Origin of the sequence: Methylobacterium sp. C1 (assembly GCF_001854385.1) — a bacterium.
GTDB lineage: Bacteria > Pseudomonadota > Alphaproteobacteria > Rhizobiales > Beijerinckiaceae > Methylobacterium > Methylobacterium radiotolerans.
This window is the reverse complement of sequence record NZ_CP017640.1, coordinates 4,985,001-5,005,553: the sequence shown is the minus strand read 5'-3', so window position 1 is coordinate 5,005,553 and position 20,553 is coordinate 4,985,001. Positions and strand designations below refer to the sequence as shown.

At 72.9% G+C, this 20,553-nt stretch carries 18 protein-coding genes (1 of these 18 cut by a window edge); 5 read left to right on the top strand and 13 right to left on the bottom strand.

All coding sequences use genetic code 11. The features are described 5' to 3' along the window. The first annotated feature begins 49 nt into the window (after positions 1–49). A complete protein-coding gene (locus tag BKE41_RS23145) occupies positions 50–610 on the top strand; it encodes a PAS domain-containing protein (RefSeq protein WP_024828800.1) in 561 nt (186 codons plus the stop codon). Next, complete coding sequence (locus BKE41_RS23140) at positions 591–4,067, top strand: CheR family methyltransferase (protein ID WP_012321350.1); 3,477 nt, start codon at positions 591–593, stop codon at positions 4,065–4,067. Before BKE41_RS23145 ends, BKE41_RS23140 begins: the two co-directional genes overlap by 20 nt. Positions 4,068–4,461: 394 nt before the next feature. Here the strand turns inward: BKE41_RS23140 and BKE41_RS23135 are convergent, their stop codons facing one another. From BKE41_RS23135 to BKE41_RS23080, 12 genes are all read right to left on the bottom strand, one after another. After that, entirely contained in the window at positions 4,462–4,878 is a 417-nt protein-coding gene (locus tag BKE41_RS23135; protein ID WP_012321349.1) for a DUF1236 domain-containing protein, read from the bottom strand. A gap of 44 nt (positions 4,879–4,922) precedes the next feature. After that, positions 4,923–5,153 (bottom strand): hypothetical protein, encoded by a 231-nt coding sequence (locus tag BKE41_RS23130; RefSeq protein ID WP_012321348.1) that lies wholly within the window; start codon positions 5,151–5,153, stop codon positions 4,923–4,925. A 166-nt stretch (positions 5,154–5,319) separates the two neighbouring features. Further along, positions 5,320–6,720, bottom strand: coding sequence for an amidase (locus tag BKE41_RS23125; protein WP_245295829.1), 1,401 nt, complete (start codon positions 6,718–6,720; stop codon positions 5,320–5,322). Continuing rightward, the gene (locus tag BKE41_RS23120) at positions 6,713–7,657 is read right to left on the bottom strand and encodes a DUF1028 domain-containing protein (RefSeq protein WP_063111412.1); all 945 of its coding nucleotides are present in this window, start codon (positions 7,655–7,657) and stop codon (positions 6,713–6,715) included. The genes BKE41_RS23125 and BKE41_RS23120 overlap by 8 nt, the downstream gene beginning before the upstream one ends. Before the next feature lie 3 nt (positions 7,658–7,660). Then, positions 7,661–8,404, bottom strand: coding sequence for an ABC transporter ATP-binding protein (locus BKE41_RS23115; RefSeq protein ID WP_071000152.1), 744 nt, complete (start codon positions 8,402–8,404; stop codon positions 7,661–7,663). Beyond that, positions 8,397–10,202 carry an ATP-binding cassette domain-containing protein gene (locus BKE41_RS23110; RefSeq protein ID WP_071000151.1) on the bottom strand — a complete coding sequence of 602 codons (1,806 nt, stop codon included), beginning with the start codon at positions 10,200–10,202 and terminating at the stop codon, positions 8,397–8,399. The genes BKE41_RS23115 and BKE41_RS23110 overlap by 8 nt, the downstream gene beginning before the upstream one ends. Then, the gene (locus BKE41_RS23105) at positions 10,195–11,028 is read right to left on the bottom strand and encodes a branched-chain amino acid ABC transporter permease (protein WP_012321343.1); all 834 of its coding nucleotides are present in this window, start codon (positions 11,026–11,028) and stop codon (positions 10,195–10,197) included. Before BKE41_RS23105 ends, BKE41_RS23110 begins: the two co-directional genes overlap by 8 nt. A 365-nt stretch (positions 11,029–11,393) precedes the next feature. Beyond that, positions 11,394–12,548 (bottom strand): substrate-binding protein, encoded by a 1,155-nt coding sequence (locus BKE41_RS23100; RefSeq protein ID WP_012321342.1) that lies wholly within the window; start codon positions 12,546–12,548, stop codon positions 11,394–11,396. Between the two features lie 44 nt (positions 12,549–12,592). Continuing rightward, complete coding sequence (locus tag BKE41_RS23095) at positions 12,593–13,438, bottom strand: nitrilase family protein (RefSeq protein ID WP_071000150.1); 846 nt, start codon at positions 13,436–13,438, stop codon at positions 12,593–12,595. A 174-nt stretch (positions 13,439–13,612) separates the two neighbouring features. Continuing rightward, the gene (locus tag BKE41_RS23090; protein ID WP_012321340.1) at positions 13,613–14,239 is read right to left on the bottom strand and encodes an ANTAR domain-containing protein; all 627 of its coding nucleotides are present in this window, start codon (positions 14,237–14,239) and stop codon (positions 13,613–13,615) included. After that, positions 14,236–15,390: a transporter substrate-binding domain-containing protein gene (locus BKE41_RS23085; protein ID WP_012321339.1), complete on the bottom strand. Its 1,155-nt coding sequence runs from the start codon at positions 15,388–15,390 to the stop codon at positions 14,236–14,238. The genes BKE41_RS23090 and BKE41_RS23085 overlap by 4 nt, the downstream gene beginning before the upstream one ends. 108 nt (positions 15,391–15,498) lie before the next feature. Further along, complete coding sequence (locus tag BKE41_RS23080; RefSeq protein WP_012321338.1) at positions 15,499–16,068, bottom strand: DNA-3-methyladenine glycosylase; 570 nt, start codon at positions 16,066–16,068, stop codon at positions 15,499–15,501. Between the two features lie 151 nt (positions 16,069–16,219). Between BKE41_RS23080 and BKE41_RS23075 the strand changes: the two genes are divergently transcribed. After that, positions 16,220–17,944: an adenylate/guanylate cyclase domain-containing protein gene (locus BKE41_RS23075; protein ID WP_107645314.1), complete on the top strand. Its 1,725-nt coding sequence runs from the start codon at positions 16,220–16,222 to the stop codon at positions 17,942–17,944. A 69-nt stretch (positions 17,945–18,013) separates the two neighbouring features. On the opposite strand, the gene BKE41_RS23070 is transcribed toward BKE41_RS23075, so the two are convergent. Then, on the bottom strand, positions 18,014–19,240 hold the full coding sequence (locus BKE41_RS23070; protein WP_029361423.1) for an MFS transporter: 1,227 nt from the start codon (positions 19,238–19,240) through the stop codon (positions 18,014–18,016). Between the two features lie 93 nt (positions 19,241–19,333). Between BKE41_RS23070 and gcvA the strand changes: the two genes are divergently transcribed. Further along, entirely contained in the window at positions 19,334–20,221 is an 888-nt protein-coding gene (gene gcvA, locus BKE41_RS23065) for a transcriptional regulator GcvA (RefSeq protein WP_012321335.1), read from the top strand. Positions 20,222–20,378: 157 nt separating this feature from the next. Then, positions 20,379–20,553 carry the 5' end (the start) of a helicase-related protein gene (locus tag BKE41_RS23060; protein WP_071000149.1) on the top strand. Its footprint extends 1,970 nt past the window's final position, so the window shows 175 of its 2,145 coding nt (coding positions 1–175); it begins with the start codon at positions 20,379–20,381; its stop codon lies beyond the right edge, outside the window.

Below are 20,553 nucleotides of genomic sequence, written 5' to 3'. Positions count from 1 at the left end.
GGGAGCGAACCAGCAGGACCGCGCCAACGGAGGCGACAGGGAACCTACCGTGGACACGCAGACCATCCCGGCCGAACTCACGACCTTCTTCGCGAAATCCCACATCGCCCTGGCCCTGGCGGCGGCGGGCGACGACAACGTCCTGCTCCTGGTGAACGAGCGGTTCCACGAGCTCACCGGCTACACGGGCGCGGAGGTCGTCGGGCGCAATTGCCGCCTCCTCCAGCGCGACGCCGACAACCGGGAGGCGCGGGCCAAGATCCACGCCTTCCTGGAGAACGACCGGCAGGACACGGTGCGCACGCCGATCCTGAATTTCCGCAAGGACGGGAAGCCCTTCGTCAACCTGCTGTACATGTCCAAACTGAGGGCGCTCTCGGGCGAGGTGCGCTTTCTTTTCGCATCCCAATTCGATGTCAGCCGCTCGCAACCCGAGTTGCTTTCCGCCTACGATACGGAACTCGGCCGGACCTTGACCCGGCTGACCCCGACGCTTGCGGAGAGCGGGCTCGTCATCGAGGGCTCGCTGATGACGATCGCCAACACGGTCGCCACGGTCGCGCAGGCCAAGCTCACGCTCGCGGATCTCGATGCACCAGGATTTCCTTAACGCCCCCGGAGGCGAGGCCTCGGAGGTCCTGGACGGCGCCGGGACGGTGACCGCCCCGCCCTTCGCCGGGCCCGTCGTGGGAATCGGTGCCTCGGCGGGGGGGCTCGAGGCCCTGCGGGAGATGCTGGCGCGCGCCCGGCCGCCGACCGGCATGGCCTTCGTCATCGTCCAGCACCTCGACCCCAACCACGAGAGCATGCTGGCGCAGCTCCTCGACCGGCAGACCGAGCTGGAGGTGCTGCAGTGCGAGGGCGGGGAGCGGATCGCGGGCGACAAGGTCTACATCATCCCGCCCGGGCGGGGCCTCGTCATCCAGAACGGCGTCCTCGAACTGACCCATTTCGTCCAGCCGCGGGGCCTGCGCCGGCCCATCGACGACTTCTTCCTGTCGCTCGCGGTCGACCAGCAGGCCAACGCCGCCTGCGTGATCCTGTCGGGCACGGGGGCCGACGGCACGACCGGCCTGCGGGCGATCAAGGAGCACGGCGGCGTCTGCGTGGTGCAGCAGCCCGACACCGCCCGCTACGACGGCATGCCGCTCTCGGCGGTCGGGACCAGCCTCGTCGACTTCGTGCGGCCGCCGGGCGAGATCGTGGACTGCCTCACGAGCTTCTTCCGCCGCCGCGGCACCGACGGCGTCGACGACGAGGCCCGCCTCGTCGCCGACCACATCGACGACCTCTGCCGGGTCATCCGCGCCGCGGTGGGCCACGACTTCTCCGGCTACAAGCGGACCACCCTGGTCCGGCGGGTCGAGCGGCGCATGCACGTGCTCGGGCTCGAGTCCGGCCGGGCCTATCTGGGCCGCGTCCGGGCCGACAAGACCGAGTGCGAGGCGCTGTTCCGCGACCTCCTCATCAACGTCACCCGGTTCTTCCGCGACGCCGAGATGTTCGAGCTCCTCCGGGAGCGGGTGGTGGAACCCCTGCTGCGCACCCGCGATCCCGAGGAGGACATCCGGGTCTGGATCCCGGGCTGCTCCAGCGGCGAGGAGGCCTACAGCATCGCCATGCTGTTCGCCGACGCCGCGCGCCGCCTCGGCGTGCCGCTGGCGGTCCAGATCTTCGCCACCGACATCGACGAGCGCATGCTCCAGATCGCCCGGGAGGCGACCTACCCGGCCGCCGCGCTCGCCGACATCCCGGCCCATCTGCGGGAGCGCTACGTCGTCCTCCACGCCGAGCGCTTCACCGTCGCGGCCGAGATCCGCGACCTGATCCGCTTCTCCAGCCACAGCCTGGTCAAGGACCCGCCCTTCTCGCGGGTCGACCTCCTGTCCTGCCGCAACCTGCTGATCTACTTCGACGAGCGCCTCCAGCAATCGGTGGTGCCGCTGTTCCACTACGCGGTCCGGCCGGGGGGCTACCTGTTCCTCGGCCCCTCGGAGAGCGTCAGCCGGTTCGAGCACCTCTTCCCCGTCATCGACCAGCATGCCCGCCTGTTCGAGCGGCCGCCGGGCGCGCCGCAATACCCGATCGACCTGCCCGGGAGCGCGCGCCGGGGCGAGGTCCGGCGCGGCGGCCGCGAGGAGCGCCGCGGCGAGCCCTCGATCGCCGACGAGACCGTGGCGGTGCGCCGCGTCATGGAGCGCTACGCCCCGCCCAGCATGGTGCTCAACGAGGATGGCGGCATCATCGCCGCCTACGGGCGCCTGAGCCGCTACTTCGACTTCCCGGTGACCCGGACCGGCGGCACCAGCGCGATCACCCTCGCGCGCCCGGGCCTGCGCGACGTCATCGGCCCGCTGCTCCGCCAGACCCGGGACGTGCGCAAGCGCGTGGTCGTCCGCGACGTGGAGATCCGCTCGGAATACGGCGTCCAGCCGGTCGAGCTGATCTGCGATCCCCTGCCCGACGGCTCGATGCTCCTGGTCGTGCGCGACACCGGCGCCTTCCGGGCGGCGGACGACCTCGACCTGATCGAGATGGATGCCGGCGGCGACCACGTCGAGGCGCTGGAAGAGGAGCTGCTGCGCACCCGCTACAAGCTGCGCTCGGCGGTCGAGGAGCTGGAGACGACGAACGAGGAGCTGAAGAGCTCCAACGAAGAAATGATGTCGATGAACGAGGAGCTCCAGTCGACGAACGAGGAGCTGTCCACGGTCAACGACGAGCTGAAGATCAAGGTCGAGCAGCTGACCATCGCCAATGCCGACCTGCGCAACTTCTTCGAATCCACCGACCTCGCCGTCGTGGTGCTCGACCGCGAGCTGAAGGTGCGCAGCTTCACCACGGCGGCCACCACGATCTTCCCGCTTCAGCCGGGCGATCGCGGCCGCCCCCTCGCCGACGTGTCGAGCCGGCTCGCCGGGCACGAGTACCTGCACGACGCCCGGGAGGTCTGCGCCGGCGGCTCGGTGATCCAGCGGCGCGTCGCCACCCGGGACGGGGAGCGCACGCTCTCGCTGCGGGTGCTGCCCTACCGCCTGCAGAACGGCAGCGTCGACGGCGCCACCCTGGTGCTCACCGACATCACCGAGGCGCTGTCGCTGGAGCGCCAGCTCGCCGCGGAGCGCGAGCGGCTGGAACTGGCCGTGAAGGCCGGGGGCATCGGCGTCTGGGAATACAGCCCGGATGCCGGGACCGTCGTGGTCGACAGCACCGCCGGCACGATGTTCGGCCTCGCTCCCGACGCCCCGCACCCCACCGCGGCCCTGGCGGCCAGCGTGCTGCCCGAGGACCGTCCCGGCTTCGAGGCGGCGCTGTCCGAGGCGGCGCACGGCCTGGACGAGTTCGAGGCGCGCATCCGCGTGCGCGCCGCCGACCACGCGCCGCGGCACATCCGCAGCTACGGGCGCCTGACCCGGAGCGGCGACCGGAAGCGGATCGTCGGCGTCTGCATCGACGTGTCGCCCGAATACGCGCTCGCCGAGACCCGCGACCTGATGCTGCGGGAGATGAACCACCGGGTGAAGAACCTGTTCGCGATCATCGGCGGCATGATCTCGGCGGGCGCCCGCACGCACCGGGAGATCGGCGTCTTCGCCACCGACATGCGCGACCGCATCTCGGCGCTCGGGCGGGCGCATTCCCTGGCCGACCCGTCCGACGGCCAGGGCATGAGCGACCTCGCGGGCCTGATCGGCGCGACCCTGCGCCCGTACCGCGACCACGTCCCCACGGTGATCGAGGGTCCCCTCGTGGCGATCAACTGGCGGCACGTGTCGTCGCTGGCGATGATCCTGCACGAGTGGGCGACGAACTCGGTGAAGTACGGCGCGCTCGGGTCCGACGACGGCGCGCTGTCCGTCACCTGGGACCGGCAGGCGGACGGGCTCGTCCTGGACTGGTGCGAGCGCGTGGCCCGCGTCGCCGAGCCGCGGCCGGGCCGGGGCTTCGGCACCCTGCTGGTGGAGATGTCCCTGCGCCAGCTCGAGGCGCGCGTCACGCGCAGTCACGACGCCTCCGCCTACCGGATCACCCTGCACCTGCCGGAACTGGTGCTCACGCGGGGGTGAGGCGGGGGCCGCTCCCGCCGCGACCGGCCGCGCCCTCGCGGCGGGCCGTCGGATCCGCCCGTCCGTGTCGGCAGCGGCTTCAGGACCGGCCGCGGGTCCCCTCTCCCGTGCGGGAGAGGGACAGGGTGAGGGATGCGGCCTCACCGAGAAAGTCTCGACTTCGGCTGAACGGCGACGGGGCGCTCGATCCTGCTACTTCTCGTCCCTCACCCGGCCCTCTCCCACCCGGGAGAGGGGGTCCGTCGCGCCTCGTCTCCAGCGCCCGTGCCCGCGCGAGACGCGCGATCTCGTCTCCTCGTCCGGCACGGCCCGCCGCACGCGCGACGGCCCGCCGCGGCGATGCCGGGCGGGCCGTCCTGCCTGACGGAGCGCCGGGATCCCGGCGCCCCTCCGATCAGTCGATGACCTCGACGATGCGGTGGCCGCGATCGACCAGGACGGGCTGGTCGTTCACGATGGTGTAGCGGTAGCCCGGCCGCACCCGGTACTCGCTGGGCACGTCGTAGTAGGTGACGCTGTCCTCCGGCAGCACGGTGCCGACCCGGACCGGGCCGCCCCAGCTGTAGGAGCGCGCGCCGCGCTCGCGGACGTAGCTGCGGAACCGCGGGCGGTCGTCGACGCCCAGGATGCCGCCCACCGTGCCGGTCGCCGCGCCGACCGCGCCGCCGACGATGCCGCCGACCGGTCCGGCCGCGGCCGATCCGGCCTCGGCGCCCTCGGCCGCGCCCCGCAGGGTGCCCTGCGCCTGGGCGGCCACCGGGAGGGCGAGGAGGCCGGCGGTCGCCAGCGACAGAAGAAGCTTGCTCGTCATGCTGAGATCTCCAGGGTCGTCAGGTCGCGTCTGGCCGCCGGGGATCAGTTGCAGCCTTCCTTGTGGACGGTCTTGGAGTTGCCCATGCCGTCCTCCTTGTGGACGGTCTTGGAGCCGCAATCGACGCTGCCGGTGGTGACCTCCCGGCGCTCGACCGTGGTGTCGCGGTGGTCGACGACGGCGGGCCCGTCGCGGCGGATGACCGTGGTGTCCTCGGCGCTCGCCGCGCCGCACAGGGCCGCGAGCAGGGCACCCGAGAGAATGATGGTCCGCATTGGTGAGCCTCCTGACTTCAATCGAACCCAGCAACGGCGACCACGGAGAAAGGGTTCCACAGGCATCGATCGGTAAATCACGCGGATCCGCACGATTAGATGCGGTATTGGTTGCGTACAATCGACCGCCCCGGTCCCGCTCAGCTGCGCGGGACCGGGCGGCGCGTCAGCCGGCCAGGGGCGGCACCCGGGACCACCAGTCGTGCGCCCGCTCGTACTGGTGGGCGACGCGCAGGATCTCGGCCTCGGCGAAGGGCCGGGCGGCGATCTGGAGGCTGATCGGCAGGCCGCGCCGGTCGAAGCCGCAGGGCAGCGCGATGGCGGGCAGGCCCGCGAGGTTGAACGGGTAGGTCAGACGCCAGGAGGCCGCCAGCACGCTCTCCGCGCGCCCGCCGAGCGACACCGCGGACTCGTCCGTCCGCCACGCGGTCAGCGGCGAGGCCGGGCCGACGATCACATCGGCCTCGGCCAGGACGCCGGCCATCTCGGCCATGATCAGGGCCCGCGCCTGCTCGGCGCGCAGGTAGTCCGGCCCGGTCACGAGCCGGCCCATCTCCACGAGGTCGCGGACGTCGGCCGCGAAGCCCGCCACGTGCCCCTGGGCGAGGCTGCGGCCGTGATAGGCGGTCGAGGAGGCGAGCTCGATGGCGTAGATGGCCCCGAGGCCGTGGCGCAGGGACGGCACCGCGACGTCGCGGACCGTGCAGCCCCGGTCGGCGAGGAAGCGGAGCGCCCCCTCGATTGCGGCGGCGACGTCCTCGTCGACCGCGTCGAAGAAGTGGTTGCGGATCACCGCGACCCGCAGGCCCCGGATCGGCCGGTCCAGCCCGGCCGTGTAGTCGGGGACCGGCGCCGCGCTGGCGGCGGGATCGCCGGCATCCGGGCCGGCGAGCGCCTGCAGCATCAGGGCGGAATCGGCCACCGTCAGGGTCAGCGGCCCGGCATGGTCGAGGGACCAGGAATGCGGGACGATCCCCGACCGGCCGACCCGGCCGTAGGTCGGCTTGAGGCCGACGACCCCGCACAGGGCGGCCGGGATCCGGATCGAGCCGCCCGTGTCCGAGCCGAGGGCGGCCGGGCAGAGCCGGGCCGCGACCGCGGCGCCGGAGCCGCCGCTGGAGCCGCCGGGCACCCGGTCGAGATCCCAGGGATTGCGGGTCGGCGGCGTGACCATGCCCCAGGCGAATTCGTGCATGCGCAGCTTGCCGAGGATCACCGCGCCGGCCGCCCGCAGCCGCGCCACCGCGTGGCTGTCGGCCGCCGGGAAGGTCAGGGCCTCCACGGCGGTACCCGCTCGGGTCGGCATGTCGGCCGTCGTGTAGTTGTCCTTGATGGCGATCGGGATGCCGTGCAGCGGGCCCCGCGGGCCCGTCCGGGCGATCTCGGCATCGGCCGCGCGCGCGGCGTCGAGGGCCGCGGACGAGAGATGGACGAAGCTGTTCAGGGCGCCGTCGAGGCGCGCGATCCGGTCGAGGCTGGCGCCGACGAGGTCGGCGCTCGACAGCTCCCGCGCCGCGATCATCCGCGCGAGCTCGGTGATCGGCAACGGCCAGAGGGCGTCAGTCACGGCGGTCGTCATGGGGCCCCCGGCGGTACGGCAAGGTCGGATCGAAGACGACCGGCGGATGGATGTCCGCGAGGTCGAGGTCGCGGAGCCGGGCGATCTCGGCGAGCACCGGCGCGAACTGCCTCAGCAGGTGCGCGACCCGCCCGGGCTCCTGGCGCAGGCCGATGACGTCGCGCAGGAGATCGGGCGCATCGGCGGCCCCGCCATCGGCCGCAGCGCCCGGCCGCTCGGCGGGCGCTTTCAGGAGCATCGCCACGACGTCGTCCGGCAGGGCGCCCGCCGGACCGTCCTTCCGGGGCATGCCGGCCACGAACGGCACGAGCTGCCGGCGGGCCACCGCCAGGACGCGGCGCAGCTCGGCGACGGGCTCGGCATGCTCGTCGACCCGCAGGTCGAGGAGCGGGTAATCCTCGCCGGCGACGATCCTGAGGGCCGCCGATTGCTTGCCGCGCTTGTCGCCGCCGGCCGCATCGCCGGCTTCCAGCGCCCGCATGAGCCGCTCGTCGAGGTCGCAGGCGGCGCTCCCCGCGAAGGCCTCCGCCATGGCGTCGATCACGCCGGTCCCGGCGAGCATGTTGCCCTGCACGGCGTAGCCGGCCCCGGTGCGGTGTCCGGCGGCGTCCGTGCAGCCGGCGCCGGTCCAGGCCGCGCCGGTCCCGCGCGCATCGACGAGGCCGAGCTGGCGCAGGTCCGGCCGGTCGTCGGTGGCGAGCGCCGCCGCCAGGGCGGCGTCGGGGCCCAGCCCGCCGGCCAGCCCGTCGAGGATGCGGGCGGCGAGGTAGGGGTTCACCCAGGACTGGGTGGTGACGGCCCCGATCCCGGCGCGGATGTAGGGGCAGAGCCCGCCCACCGCCGGGACGGCGCTCGCCACCGCGACGCCGAGCTGCCCGGTCCGCGGGCAGCGGGCGGCGATCGAGAAGGTGTTGAGTTCGCTCATGGCTCACACCGCCAGATGGCCGATGACGCGCGCCTGCGCGTCCGGCGCCTTGGCGGGGCCGCTGTCGACGATCTCGCCGAGCTTGAGGACGGCGTAGCGGTCGGCCAGCGCCAGCGCGAAGGCGACGTGCTGCTCCACCACCAGCATGGACACGCCCGCCGCCCGCTCGGCGTCGAGCACGCCGCGCAGGCGCTCGACCATGGAGGGCTGCACGCCCTCGGAGATCTCGTCGATGAGGAGCAGGCGCGGGCGCAGCATCAGGGCGCGCCCGAGGATCAGCATCTTCTGCTCGCCCCCCGAGAGGGTGCCGGCCCGCTGGGCCAGCCGGTCCTTCAGGAACGGGAAATGACCGAACAGCCGCTCCAGCGCCTCCGGCAGCATCCGGTCGGAGGGGACCGCGAGGCGCAGGTTGTCGCGGATCGACAGGTCCTGGAACAGGGGCTGCTCCTGCGGCGCGTAGCCGACGCCGAGCGCCACGAGCCGGGCGGGCGACAGGCCGGCGAGCGCCTGTCCCCCGACGGTGATCGCGCCGCCCCGCAGGGCGACCATGCCCAGGATGGTCTTGAGCAGCGTGGTCTTGCCCATGCCGTTCTTGCCCAGCAGCGCCACGATCTCCCCCGGCGCCACCGACAGGGACACGCCCTTCACGATCGAGACCGCGCCGTAGCCGCTCGACACCCCCTCCAGGGCGAGGGCGGCGCCCGCCGGCTCGCTCCGCCGCACTGCCTCAGCCGCTGCCTCAGCCATGGGCACCTCCCGAATAGATGGTCCGGACCAGCTCGGAGCCGACGACGTCCTCCACCGTGCCGTCGAGAACGAGGCGGCCCTGGTGCAGCACCACGATCCGCGAGGAGATCTCGCGCACGAAGTCGAGGTCGTGCTCGACCAGCACGGCGGCGATCCTTCCCCCGGCGGTGAGCGCCTTGAGCACGGTCCCGATGGTGGTGCGCTCGGCCTTGGTCAGGCCGGCGGTGGGCTCGTCCAGCAGGATCAGCCGCGGCTCCAGCGCCACCACCATGGCGAGTTCGAGCGCCTGCTTCTGGCCGTGGGACAGGAGGCGGGTCGGCCGGGTCAGCAGGCGGTCGAGGCCGGTCATGCGCAGGACGTCGAGGGCCGCCTGCGGCAGGCCCAGCGTCTCCGCCTGCCCGACCGGGCTCAGGCCGTCATGGGATGCCCGGGCGAGCCGGAGGCAATCGGCCACCGACAGGCTCTCGAACACGCTCGCCACCTGGAACTTGCGCCCGACCCCGAGGCCGACGATGCGGTTCGGCGTCAGCCCGGTGATCGGGGTGCCGCCGATGGCGATCGCCCCCGTGAAGGGCTCGGTGCCGTCGCTGAGGCAGCGCATCAGCGTGGTCTTGCCGGCGCCGTTGGGCCCGACGAGGCTGACGAGCTCGCCCGCCCGGATCTCCAGGTCGATGCCCTCCAGCACCGTCAGGGCGCCGTAGGCCTTGGCGAGGTTCTCGACCGTGAGGATGGGGGTCGCGGAGACGGTCGCATCCGGATCGGCCGCCCGCGCGACGAGGCGCGGCGGCGCGGGTTCCCGCCGGCCCGCCGGCAGCGCCCGCCAGAGGCGGCCGACGAGGTCGGCGAGGCCGCCCGGCAGCAGGATGATGATGGCCACGAAGGCCGTGCCCAGGAGGAGCTGCCAGAGGAACGGCAGGTCGCCGGACAGGTTCGCCGCGAGGTAGTCGATGGCGATGGTGCCGAGCACCGGGCCGAGCAGCGTGCCGCGGCCGCCGAGCGCCACCCAGATCACCAGCTCGGTGCCGAACAGGAAGCCGGCATTCTCGGGCGCGACCACGCCCGAGGCGTTGGCGAACAGGAAGCCCGCGATCCCCGCGACGGCGGCCAGAGCCGCGGTCAGCCGGATCTGCAGGCGCCGCGGGTTGAGGCCGAGATAGGCGCAGCGCGCCTCGTTGTCCCGCAGCGCCACGAGGGCGCGGCCCGCATCGGCCCGGACCAGGATCCAGGCCGCCAGGGTGACGACGATCAGGAACAGGGCCGCCAGGCGGAAATAGCCCTCGCTCTCGAAGGGCAGCACGTCGAATCCGACGAGGCCGCTGCTGGAGCCGGTCCATTCGCCGCCCGCGTAGATCAGCTGCACCACGACGATCGGGACGACCAGCGAGATCACCGAGGCGTAGAGCGGGGTCGAGCGGTGGTAGAAGGACAGCCAGCCCACCGCGAGGCCGAGCAGGGCCGGCGCGACCAGCGCCGCCGCGACCGCCGCGGCGATCCCCAGCGGCGTCGCCCCGTAGGCGGTGAGAATCATCGCGGTGGCGTAGGCGCCGATGCCGAAGAACGCCGCCTGCCCGAAGGTCAAAATCCCGGCGAAGCCCCAGAGCAGGTCGACCGTGACCGCCAGGACCGCGTAAATCATCGACCGGGTCAGGACGTTGACCGCGAAGGTGTCGAGGAACAGCGGCGCGATCCAGAGGGCCAGCGCCGCGAGGGCCGCGACCACGAAGGGCGCGGCGCGGGACAGGCGGCGTCCGCGGGGCGCCGCGGCGGCGCGCTCGGCGACGGGAAGGGTCTCAAGCACGGGAGAAACCTTTCGGGCTGATCCGCAGCACGAGGGCGGCGAGCACCGCGACGGCGATGCTGCCCAGGATCGGACTCACGAAGGTGCTGATCAGAACCTGCGCGGCCCCGAAGACGAGGCAGGCCGCCGCGAGCGCCAGGTACGAGGCGTCGGCGACCATCACCAGCATGAAGGCGCCGATCAGCCAGGAGACGCCCATGTTCGGGTCGACGCTGGTGAGCGGCGTCAGCAGGACGCCCGCGAGCCCCGCGAAGCCGGCGCCGAGCATGAACACGACGAGGCGCACGCGCCCCGTGTCGATGCCGAGGCTGCGCGCCAGGGTCTCGTTCATGATCACCGCCCGGGCCGAGAGGCCGAGCCGGGTGCGCTCGATGGTGAGCGCGAACAGCGTGCCGATCGCGAGCGCGATGCCGAGGGCGACGAGGCGGTAGGCGGAGTAGTCGACGCCGAGGATCTCGACGGTGCCGGCGTAGAGGTTCGGGGTGAGCTGGACGTCCCGGCCGAAGGCCAGGGTGATGAGCTGCCCGACCACGATGCCGAGCCCCCAGGTCGCGAGGATCGCGTCGAGGGGCCGCCGGTAGAGCGGGCGGATGATGAAGTGCTCGGCCAGCCCGCCGAGCGCCGCGCCGACCGCGAAGGCCAGCGGCAGCGCCGCCCATGGATTGAGCCCGAGCTTGGCGGTCACCACCGCGCAGTAGGCGCCGACCGTCAGCCACGCCCCGTGGGCGAAGTTGATGATCTTGAGCACGCCGAAGATCGCCAGGAGGCCGATCGAGACGATGAACAGGATCGCCGCCGTGGTCAGGATGTCGAGGGTGAGCAGCATCGGGGTTTCCGGGTGCGCGGGAACGGCAGAGGACGCGGCGGGTGACGACGCGCCCCCTGCCCCGCGGAGGCTACGGTGATCACGGATCTCCGGCGGACACCGGCGGTGGTGGCAGGGTGCGACCTGCCCCCTCTCCCGTGCGGGAGAGGGCTGGGGTGAGGGTCGAGAAGGTTCAGGACCGAGCACACCGTCGACGCGGCGACAGGGCGCGCGTCGTCCTGAAAGACCCGATCCCTCACCCTGTCCCTCTCCCGCACGGGAGAGGGGACCCGCGCTTCATCTCGCAGCCGCGTAGCGGGGACAGAAGCGTGGATCCGGCAGCCTCGGCGGGCGAAGGAGATCATCGGATCCCCCAGCCCCTCCCCTCACTGCAGCTTCGGGCACTGCTCGCCGGGATCGACGTCCCTGAAGGTGCCGGCGACCTTCACGGTACCGTCCTTCTGGATCTGGCCGAGATACATGGTCAGCGGCGCGTGGTGCTGCTTGCTCATGGTGATCGTGCCGCGCGGCCCGGTGAAGCTCACGGTCGGCAGCGCCTCCAGCACCTTGGCGGTCTCGGTCCCGCCCGCCTTCTCGACGGCGGCCTTGTACAGGTAGATCGCCTCGTATTCCGGCACCGAGAGGTCGTTCGGGGTGCGCAGCTCCGCGCCGAACTTCTTCTGCATCGCCGCCAGGAAGGCCTTGTTCTCCGGGCTGTCGATCCCGGTGACGTAGGAGGCCGAGAGGTAGACGCCCTCGGCATCCGCACCCATGCTCTTGGCGGTGCCCTCGTCCAGCGCGAGGTTGGCGAAGGGCAGCGACACGCCCGCGCCGCGCAGCTGCTTGGTCAGCGTCACGTTCGGCGCACCGCCCGCGGTCGAGGTGATCAGCGCGTCGGGCTTGGCCTCCTTCAGCTTGGAGATGATCGCGGTCCAGTCGCTGCCGTCCATCGGCAGGTACTCCTCGCCGACCACCTTGCCGCCGGTCTTCTCGACGTAGCTCTTGGCGAAGCCCAGCATGCCGCGGCCGAAGGCGTAGTCGCTGCCGATCAGGAAGTAGGTCTTGGCGCCCTTCGCCTTGAAGGCGTCCACCACCGGCGGCACCTGCTGCTCCGGCACCCAGGCGTCCACGAACATGTTCTTGTTGCAGGAATGGCCCTCGTAGAACGAGGTGTAGATGTACGGCACCTTCCCCTTGGTCACGGCGGGCAGGCCGGCGTTGCGGGCCGCGCTCGTCTCCATGGAGATCAGGACGTCGACCTTCTTCTGGTAGATCAGGCTGTCGAAGGCCTTCTGGGCTCCGGCCGCCCCCGAGGCGTCGTCGGCCACCTCCAGGACGAGCTTGCGGCCGAGCACGCCGCCCTTGGCGTTGATCTCCTCCACGGCGAGCTCGGCCGACTGCACCACCGAGGGGGCGACGACGCTGTTGGCGCCCGACAGGCCGATCGGGATGCCGATGACGATCGGCTTGCCGTCAGCGGCCCGCGCGGCCGTGGCGGCGAGGGCGAGCGCCGCGGCGCCGACGAGGGACCATTTCACCATGAACGAACTCCTTGGGACGGACGGGGGTGGGTAAGGATCTCGGCTCAACCGTAGATGTCGGTGCGGCGGTCGCGCAGGAGCGAGTTGAAGCGGTTCAGGTCCTTGCGGCCTGCCGCGTCGAGGTCGACCAGCGCCGAGAGGGTCTCGGTCCGGTCCCGGCTCGCCGGGCCGGCGAGCGGCCAGCCCTTGGGGCCGATGATCAGGCTCTGCCCCTCGAAGGGCTGGCCGCGCTCGATGCCGACCCGGTCGGCGCAGGCGATGAAGATGCCGTTCGTGTGGGCGGCGGCCCGGTGCAGGGTGTTGGCCATGGCGGCCTCGCCCTCGGGCTGGTCGGGCATCGGCACCCAGTTGGTCGGGATGCAGACGATCTCGGCGCCGGCGAGCGCCAGCCGCCGGAAGGTCTCGGGAAACCAGCCGTCGTAGCAGATGGCGACGCCGACCTTGCCGAGCGCGGTGTCGAAGACCGGGAAGCCGAGGTTGCCCCTGGCGAAGAACACGTTCTCCTGGTCCCAGAGATGCGCCTTGCGGTAGGTGCCGATATAGCCCCCCGGCCCGACGATCACGGCGGCGTTGTACAGGATCTCGCCCGCGGATTCGGCGATCCCCGCCACGATGTGGACGCCGAGTTCCGCGGCGAGGGCCGCCCAGGCCCGGGTCGTCGGGCCGTCCGGCACCGGCTCGGCCAGGGCCGCGGCCTCCGCGGCGGATTCGAACACGTAGCCGGTGCTGGCGAGTTCCGGCAGCACGATCAGCCGGCTGCCCTCGGCGGCGGCCGCGCGGACGAGGTCCGACGCGCGCGCCATATTCGCGTCGACCGCGCCGAATTTCGGCTCGAACTGGATGCACGACACCCGTATCGGCGGGCGCACAGGACCGTTCGCCTGGATCATGAAAGCTCCGAAACGCAAAAAGCCCCTGGGCGCGGATACAAACATCCGCGAACCAGAGGCTTCAAAGCCGTGATGTCATGCAGCACTGCTGCTGCGGGGCAACCTTGCCCGGTTAGACTACGATAAGCACCCCGAAACAGACCGCAAGACCATAAATGCAGCAAGCTGCTGCGATCAGGTCTTTTCCGCCAACGCGATGCGCAGGCCGAGGCCGCTCATCGCCTCGTGCGCCGTGACCACGCTCTCGGCCACGCTCGCCATCGGCACGCGGGCGGCGGTGGCCCGGTCCCGGAGCATCTTGTAGGCGGCGTCCTCGTCGATCCGGTTCAGGTCGACGAGCAGCCGGACCGCCTTCTCGACGGTGCGGCGGCCCTTCATGGTCTCCTCCAGCCGGTTGATCTTGCTGGTGAGCCGCCCCTCGTAGCCGCGCCGGTAGCGGGCCAGGGCGAACTGGGTCAGCACGCCCCGCGGGTGGAGCGGCTTGTTGAGCACGCCGTGGGCGTTGACGTCGGCGATCGCCTTCAGCGAGGTCGGGCTCTCGTAGGCCACGATGGCGATGACCGCCGGCTCGATCGCCTCGATCGACGGCAGCAGGTGCATCACCTGGGCGTCGTCGAGCTGGATGAACAGCGTGTCGATGTCGGCCGGCAGGGCGGCGGGCGGCGGCCACGCCAGGGAAACCGCGCAGCCGAGGCGGCGGAGCTGCTCCAGCAGCGCGTCGGCCTCCTCGTCCCGGGGATGGATGACGAGGGCGCGGGCGCGCCGCAGGTCGTCCAGGATCTTGCGGGCGGGGGCGGTCACGCGGCGAGCCCCTCCTCCAGCCAGTTCGTCTCGAACCGGGACCACGCGAGGTACGGGTCGGGCCGCACCGGCCGCCGCGCCCGCCAGACCACGTCGAACTGCCCGTCCGCGCGGGCGACGCCGATGCCGGGGGTGAGCCAGATGTGGCGCGTCTCGCCGTCGAAGGCCAGCTCGCCCTCCGGCGCCGCGAGGCGCTGCCGCAGGGCCGCCGCGCCCAGGCGCTCGGCGTCGAGGGTGCCGGCCTCCGCGAGCGCCCGGGCGAAGAGGTGGACCTGCGCGTAGGCGGTCTCCGACCACATGCTGGTGGGGCGCTCGGTCCCGAACCGGGCCTGGAAGGCGGCGACGAAGCGCCGGTTCTCCTCGCCGGGCAGCGCGCCGAAATACGGCGCCGCCAGGACGTGGCCGGTGCAGTGAGCGGGGCCGATCGCGCGGATCTGGCCCTCCGCCAGGGTCAGGCTCGCGATCGGGCAGCGGGCGCGGTCGATGCCGGATTCGGCGTAGGCGCGGTAGAGCCGCTCGGCGCCGCGCCCCACCACCGTGGAGAACACCGCGTCCGGGGCGGCGTCGCGGATCGCCGCGATCATGGCGGCGTGGGCCGCGTCGTCCGCGTCGAGGGCCGCGTACAGCTCGCCCACGATGGTCCCGCCCTTCGCCTCGATCAGGTCGCGCATGACCCGGTTCGACTCCCGCGGGTAGATGTAGTCGGACCCGATCAGGAAGATCCGGCTGCCGTGCTCCTGCAGCAGGTAGTCGGCCAGGGCGAAGACGTTCTGGTTGAGGGTCGCCCCGGTGTAGATGATGTTCTCCGAGTACTCGAAGCCCTCGTAGATCGACGGGTACCAGAGCAGGCCGTTGTGCCGCTCCACGGTGGAGAGCACCGATTTCCGGCTCGCCGAGAGCGAGCAGCCGAACACCACCTCGACCCCGTCCTCGGCGAGCATCCGCCGGGCCAGGGTGCGGTAGGCGTCGGTGTCGCCCGCGGGGTCGTAGCAGACGGGCTCGATCGGCCGCCCGAGCACGCCGCCGGCCCGGTTGATCTCCTCGATCGCCAGGGCGGTGCCGAGGAAATGCTCGGTCTCGGTGATGCCGCTCACCCCGCTCCGGGAGAACAGGACGCCGACCCGCCACGTCGCTTCATCCCTGGCCGCCATGGTCCCCCCGGGCTCGCCGCAGGCGCCCGGAGGGCTGCGCGCCCCGCTGTCCTAGCCGAGGGAGCCCCCGCTGCGAAGGCTCCCCCGACCGGCGCGCGGCGGGCGCCCTCACCCGGCGGCCTTCCGCGCCGGGCGGCTCACGAACCGGGAGCCGGCGAGCAGGAAGCGCCACGGCGTCTCGGCGCCGCGGGTGATGCCGATGCGCCGGTCGCTGACCACGTCGACGGTCTCGGAATCACCCGCGGCGCGGGGCTCGAACCGGAACGGCGCCCGCGCGAGGGGCGCCCCGTCCAGCGCGTCGGTGACGCCGAGGGCCTGGCAGAGGCGGCCGGGGCCGGCGCAGAGGAGGCGCGGATCCTCCAGGCCGCGGCGCGCCCGCATCGCGGGAAGCCCCTCGGTCGGCGCGAGGGCCCGGAGCAGCACGGCGCTGCCGGGCTCGCAGACGAGGTTCAGGCACCAGTGCATCCCGTAGGAGCGGTACACGTAGGCGTGGGCCGGCGGCCCGAACATGCTGGCGTTGCGCCGGGTCGGGCCGCGGAAGCTGTGGGAGGCCGGATCGGTGCTGTCGTAGGCCTCCGTCTCGACGATGACCCCGCCGGCCGCGCCGACGAAGAGGCGCGCGCCGATCAGGTCGAAGGCCACCGCGGCGGCGCTGCGGGCGAAGAAGGTGTCCAGCATCGGGGCTCCGGCGCGGGCGGCCCGCGCGATCCGTGTCGCCGGGATCCCGCGGATCGCGGGCGATTAGAAATAAATCGGACGCCGCGGAAGTCTTACTGGTACGAGGGGCCGTGAATGGCGGGCCCAGAACCGATCCCCTCGGACCTCCAGCATGGTGCGCACAGCCTCGATCGCGACGCTCCGGTCCGCCGAGTCGGGCGCGCCACCCCGGTCGGCCCCGCGCGCCGCGCGGCTCCGCCTGACCCTGCGGCGCCTCCGGCTGGCCAGCGGCCTGATCCTGTTCGGCTACGTGCTGACCCACCTGCTGAACCACGCCCTGGGCAACGTCTCCCTCGACGCCATGGAGGACGGCCTCGACCTCGTCACGGCCGTCTGGCTCAACCCCGCCGGCCTGACGCTGCTCTACGGCGCCCTGGTGGTCCACCTGCTGCTCGGGCTCCAGGCCCTCTACGCGGCCCGCTTCTTCCACTGGCGGCCGTCCGAGACCCTGCAGCTGGTCTCGGGCCTGCTGATCCCGCCGCTGCTCATCAGCCACATCGTCGGGACCCGGGTCTCCTTCGTCACCGAGGGGCTCGACAAGGGCTACGCGCAGGAACTCTACGCCTTCTGGATCGCCTCGCCGATCCTCGGCCTGATGCAGGTCACGGTCCTGGTCGTCGCCTGGATCCACGGCTGCATGGGCCTGTATTTCTGGCTGCGGCTGAAGCCCGGCTTCGACCGCATGGCGCCCTGGCTGCTGGCGCTCGCGGTGCTGGTGCCGGTCCTGTCGCTGCTGGGCTTCGCGCAGGGCGGCCGGATGGTCCTGACCCTGGCGCAGGATCCGGCGTGGCGCGCGGCGGCGCTCCAGCCGGTCCATGTCGGGCTGCCCGACCAGGTGGCGCGGCTCGCCGCGATCCGGGACGGGCTGCTCGGGACCTACGCGGGCCTCGTGGCCGCGGTGATCGCGGCCCGCGGCGCGCGGACGCTCGCCGAGATCAAGCGCGGCACGATCCGGCTCAGCTACCCGGACGGGCGGGTGGTGCGGGTGCCCCGCGGCACGAGCGTGCTGGAGGCGAGCCGGCGCAACCGGATCCCCCATGCCAGCGTCTGCGGCGGCCGCGGGCGGTGCTCGACCTGCCGGATCCGGGTGACGGACGGCAGCGACGGCGCGCCGGCGCCCGGCCGCACGGAGCGGGCGGTGCTGGAGCGCATCGCCGCCGGTCCGGGGGTGCGCCTCGCCTGCCAGTTCCGGCCGGAGACCGACATGGCCGTGGTGCCGCTGCTGCCGCCGCAGCCGCGGATGCGTCAGGCCGACCTGCTCGACCGGGCGCAGTCCGGCGAGGAGCGCTTCATCGTGGCGATGTTCGTCGACCTGCGCGGCTCGACCCGGCTCGCCGAGGAGCGCCTGCCCTACGACACGGTGTTCATCATCAACCGCTTCCTGGGCGCGGTCGGCGACGCCGTCCGTGAGGCCGGCGGCTCGACCAACCAGTTCCTCGGCGACGGGCTCCTGGCCCTGTTCGGCCTGGAGACCGAGCCCGAGCAGGCGGCCCGGGACGCGCTGCGGGCGATCGACGGCATCGCCGACGCCGTCGAGACCCTGAACCGGCTGCTGGCGGAGGATCTGGAGCACATCCTGCGCTACGGGGTCGGCGTCCATGCCGGCCCCGCGATCGTCGGCGAGATGGGGGACGCGACCGACGCCCGCTTCACCGCGCTCGGCGACACCGTCAACGTGGCGTCCCGGCTGCAGGGCCTGACCAAGACCCTGGGCTGCGTGGCCGTGGTGTCGGAGACGGTCTACCGGGCCGCCCGCGTGGCGCCGGCGGAGATCCGGGACGTGGCGGTGGACGGCCGGTCGGAGGCCGTCCGGGTCAGCACCCTGGGCAGCCTCTGACGTTCCCGTCCTTGTCCGTCCTTGCGCGCGCGGCGACGCGTGATCCGCGACGCGACCGCGTACCTCCCCTCAGGCCCGCTGACGCTCCGTCCCGAGGCGCGGCGCCAGGGCCAGCATCAGCGGCACCACGGCGAGCGCCGTCCCGGCCGCCGCCGCGGCCGCCCAGTGCGGGCCGGCGGCGTCGCCGAGCCGTCCGTAGAGCAGCGGCGCCGCCAGCGCGCTGCCGCCGAGCGTCCAGGTGTAGAACACCGCGAAGGCCCGCTCGACCTGGCCGCCCGGGGCCAGTTCCGGCACGGTCCCGTAGAGGACCGACGAGGTGCCGTTCAGCATCACCCCGAGCAGCGGCAGCAGGATCAGCCCGGGGGCCAGCGGCAGCCCGATCACCGCCAGGATCGCCAGCGCCGTCCCGGTCTCGGTGAGGATCACGGTCCGGGTCACGCCGAGGTGTTCGCCGAGGCGCCCGCAGACCGCCTTGCCGAGCGCGCCGCCGACGAAGACCAGCGACAGGGCGAGGCCCACCGTGGTCAGGGCCGCGCCCTTCTCCTGCAGCAGGAACGGCAGGTAGAGCAGGAAGGCCGGGCGCGCGGCGTTGTCGAGCATGCCGATCGCGACGAGCAGCCGGAAGCCCGTGCCGCGCCCCGGCCCGGTCGCGGCCCGGTGGGGTGCCGGCCTCGCCGCGGCGACGCCGGTGCGTGACGCCGGCTCACGCGGCAACAGGCGCGCGACCGCGAGCGCGACGAGGATCCCGACGCCGGCGATCACCCAGAGCGCGTGCCGCCAGCCCGTCAGGGTCAGCAGCAGGCCGACCAGGGGCGGGACCGCCGCCTTCCCGAGATCGCCGGTGAAATTGTAGGTGCCGAGGGGGCCGCGGGCGCCGGGCCCGTAGGCCCGGGCGATCACCGCCGAGGCCAGGGGATGCTGGGTGCTGCTGCCGGCGCCGCCGAGCAGGAGCCCGATCCCGAGCCCGACGAGCCCGCCCGAGGCGCCGGCGATCGCGTAGCCGACCGCGCTGAGCACGGTGCCGAGTACCAGCACGGTCCGGGCGCCCCAGGCCTGGGCGAGGCGGCTCGCCGGCATCTGCAGCGCCGCCAGCGCCCCGTTGTAGAGCGAGCGCAGGAACGCCAGGGCGACGTAGTCGAGGCCGAACTCCGCCTGCCAGACCGGCAGCAGCACGTAGATCAGGTCCGTGTAGCCGTCGTGCAGGGCGTGGTTGACCCCGGCGGCCACCAGCGTGCGCCGGGCGTCCGGCAGGGAGACGGGTTCGGAAGACGCGGTCAGATCGGACGCGACGGACATCCAGCCATCCTTCGTGGTTCCGTCACAGGATGGCCGCCTGGTCCGTCGCTGACAAACGACTTATGCTGACACTCGTGTGAGGAAACCTGACCCGTGCATCGTCGTTTGCCGCCGCTGAACGCGCTGAAAGCCTTCGAGGCGGCCGCCCGGCACGGCAGCTTCACGCGCGCGGCGGACGAGCTGCGGGTCACCCACGGGGCGGTCAGCCGGCACGTGCAGACGCTGGAGGGCTGGCTCGGGCTGCCGCTGTTCGAGCGCCACAACCGGCGCGTGGTCCTCACCGAGGCGGGCAGCGCCTACGCCACCGAGATCGGCGCCGCCCTCGACCGCATCGCCCTGGCGACGGCGCGCCAGGCCGAGCGCGGCCGGCCGCGCCTGCTGCGCGTGAACGCGCTCGCCACCTTCACCCTGCGCTGGCTGATCCCGCGCCTGTCGGGCTTCCAGCGGGCCAACCCGTCGATCGAGGTGCGGCTGACGACCTCGAACGTGCCCCTCGCCAGCGTGGCCGAGCCGTTCGACGTGGCGATCCGGGGCGGCCCGGACAGCCGCCCGGGCCACCGCGCGGCGCCGTTCCTGTCCGAGCGGCGCATTCCCGTCTGCAGCCCGGACCTGCTGCGGCGGCTGCCGCTCCGGGTGCCGGAGGATCTCCGGCAGCACACGCTCCTGCACGCCGCGACGCTGCCGCGGGTCTGGCCCGACTGGCTGCGGGCGGCGGGCGTCCCGGACCTGGCGCCGCGGGCCACGGTGACGCTGGAACACTTCTACCTGACCCTTCAGGCCGCCCTGGACGGGCTCGGCGTCGCCATGGGGCCCGAGCGGCTGATCGCCGACGACGTCGCGGCCGGGCGCCTGACCCTGCCCTTCGCTGGGCCGGCCCTGCCGGCGCGGAGCTACTACGCCTACGTCCCGGAACCCCGGGCGGAGGACCCGGCGGTGCGGGCCTTCTGCGGCTGGCTCGCCGAGGCCGCGCGGCAGCCGTGAGCGCCGCTGTCGGACGGCGCGCCGCCCGGATGGCTTCGCGGCGCGCGCGATGACGATCTCGGCTTGGCGGCCGCCGCCGTCGGGCGCATGGATCGGATCCGGAACGCCCCCGACCGCACCCGGGTTTGCGTGAGACGCTTCTGCCGAAGGTGACCGCATGGCGCGCAAGCGTCTCCGCCCGACGATCGAGAGCCTGATCGAATCCGTAGGCCGGCTCGGCCTGTCCCCCGACGCGGTCGACCTCGACCGGCTGCTCGCCCATCTCGACCTGCCCGATTACGGCGCCGAGGTGGAGGACGAGCGCGTCGCCCGCGCGCTGCGCGAGATGCAGG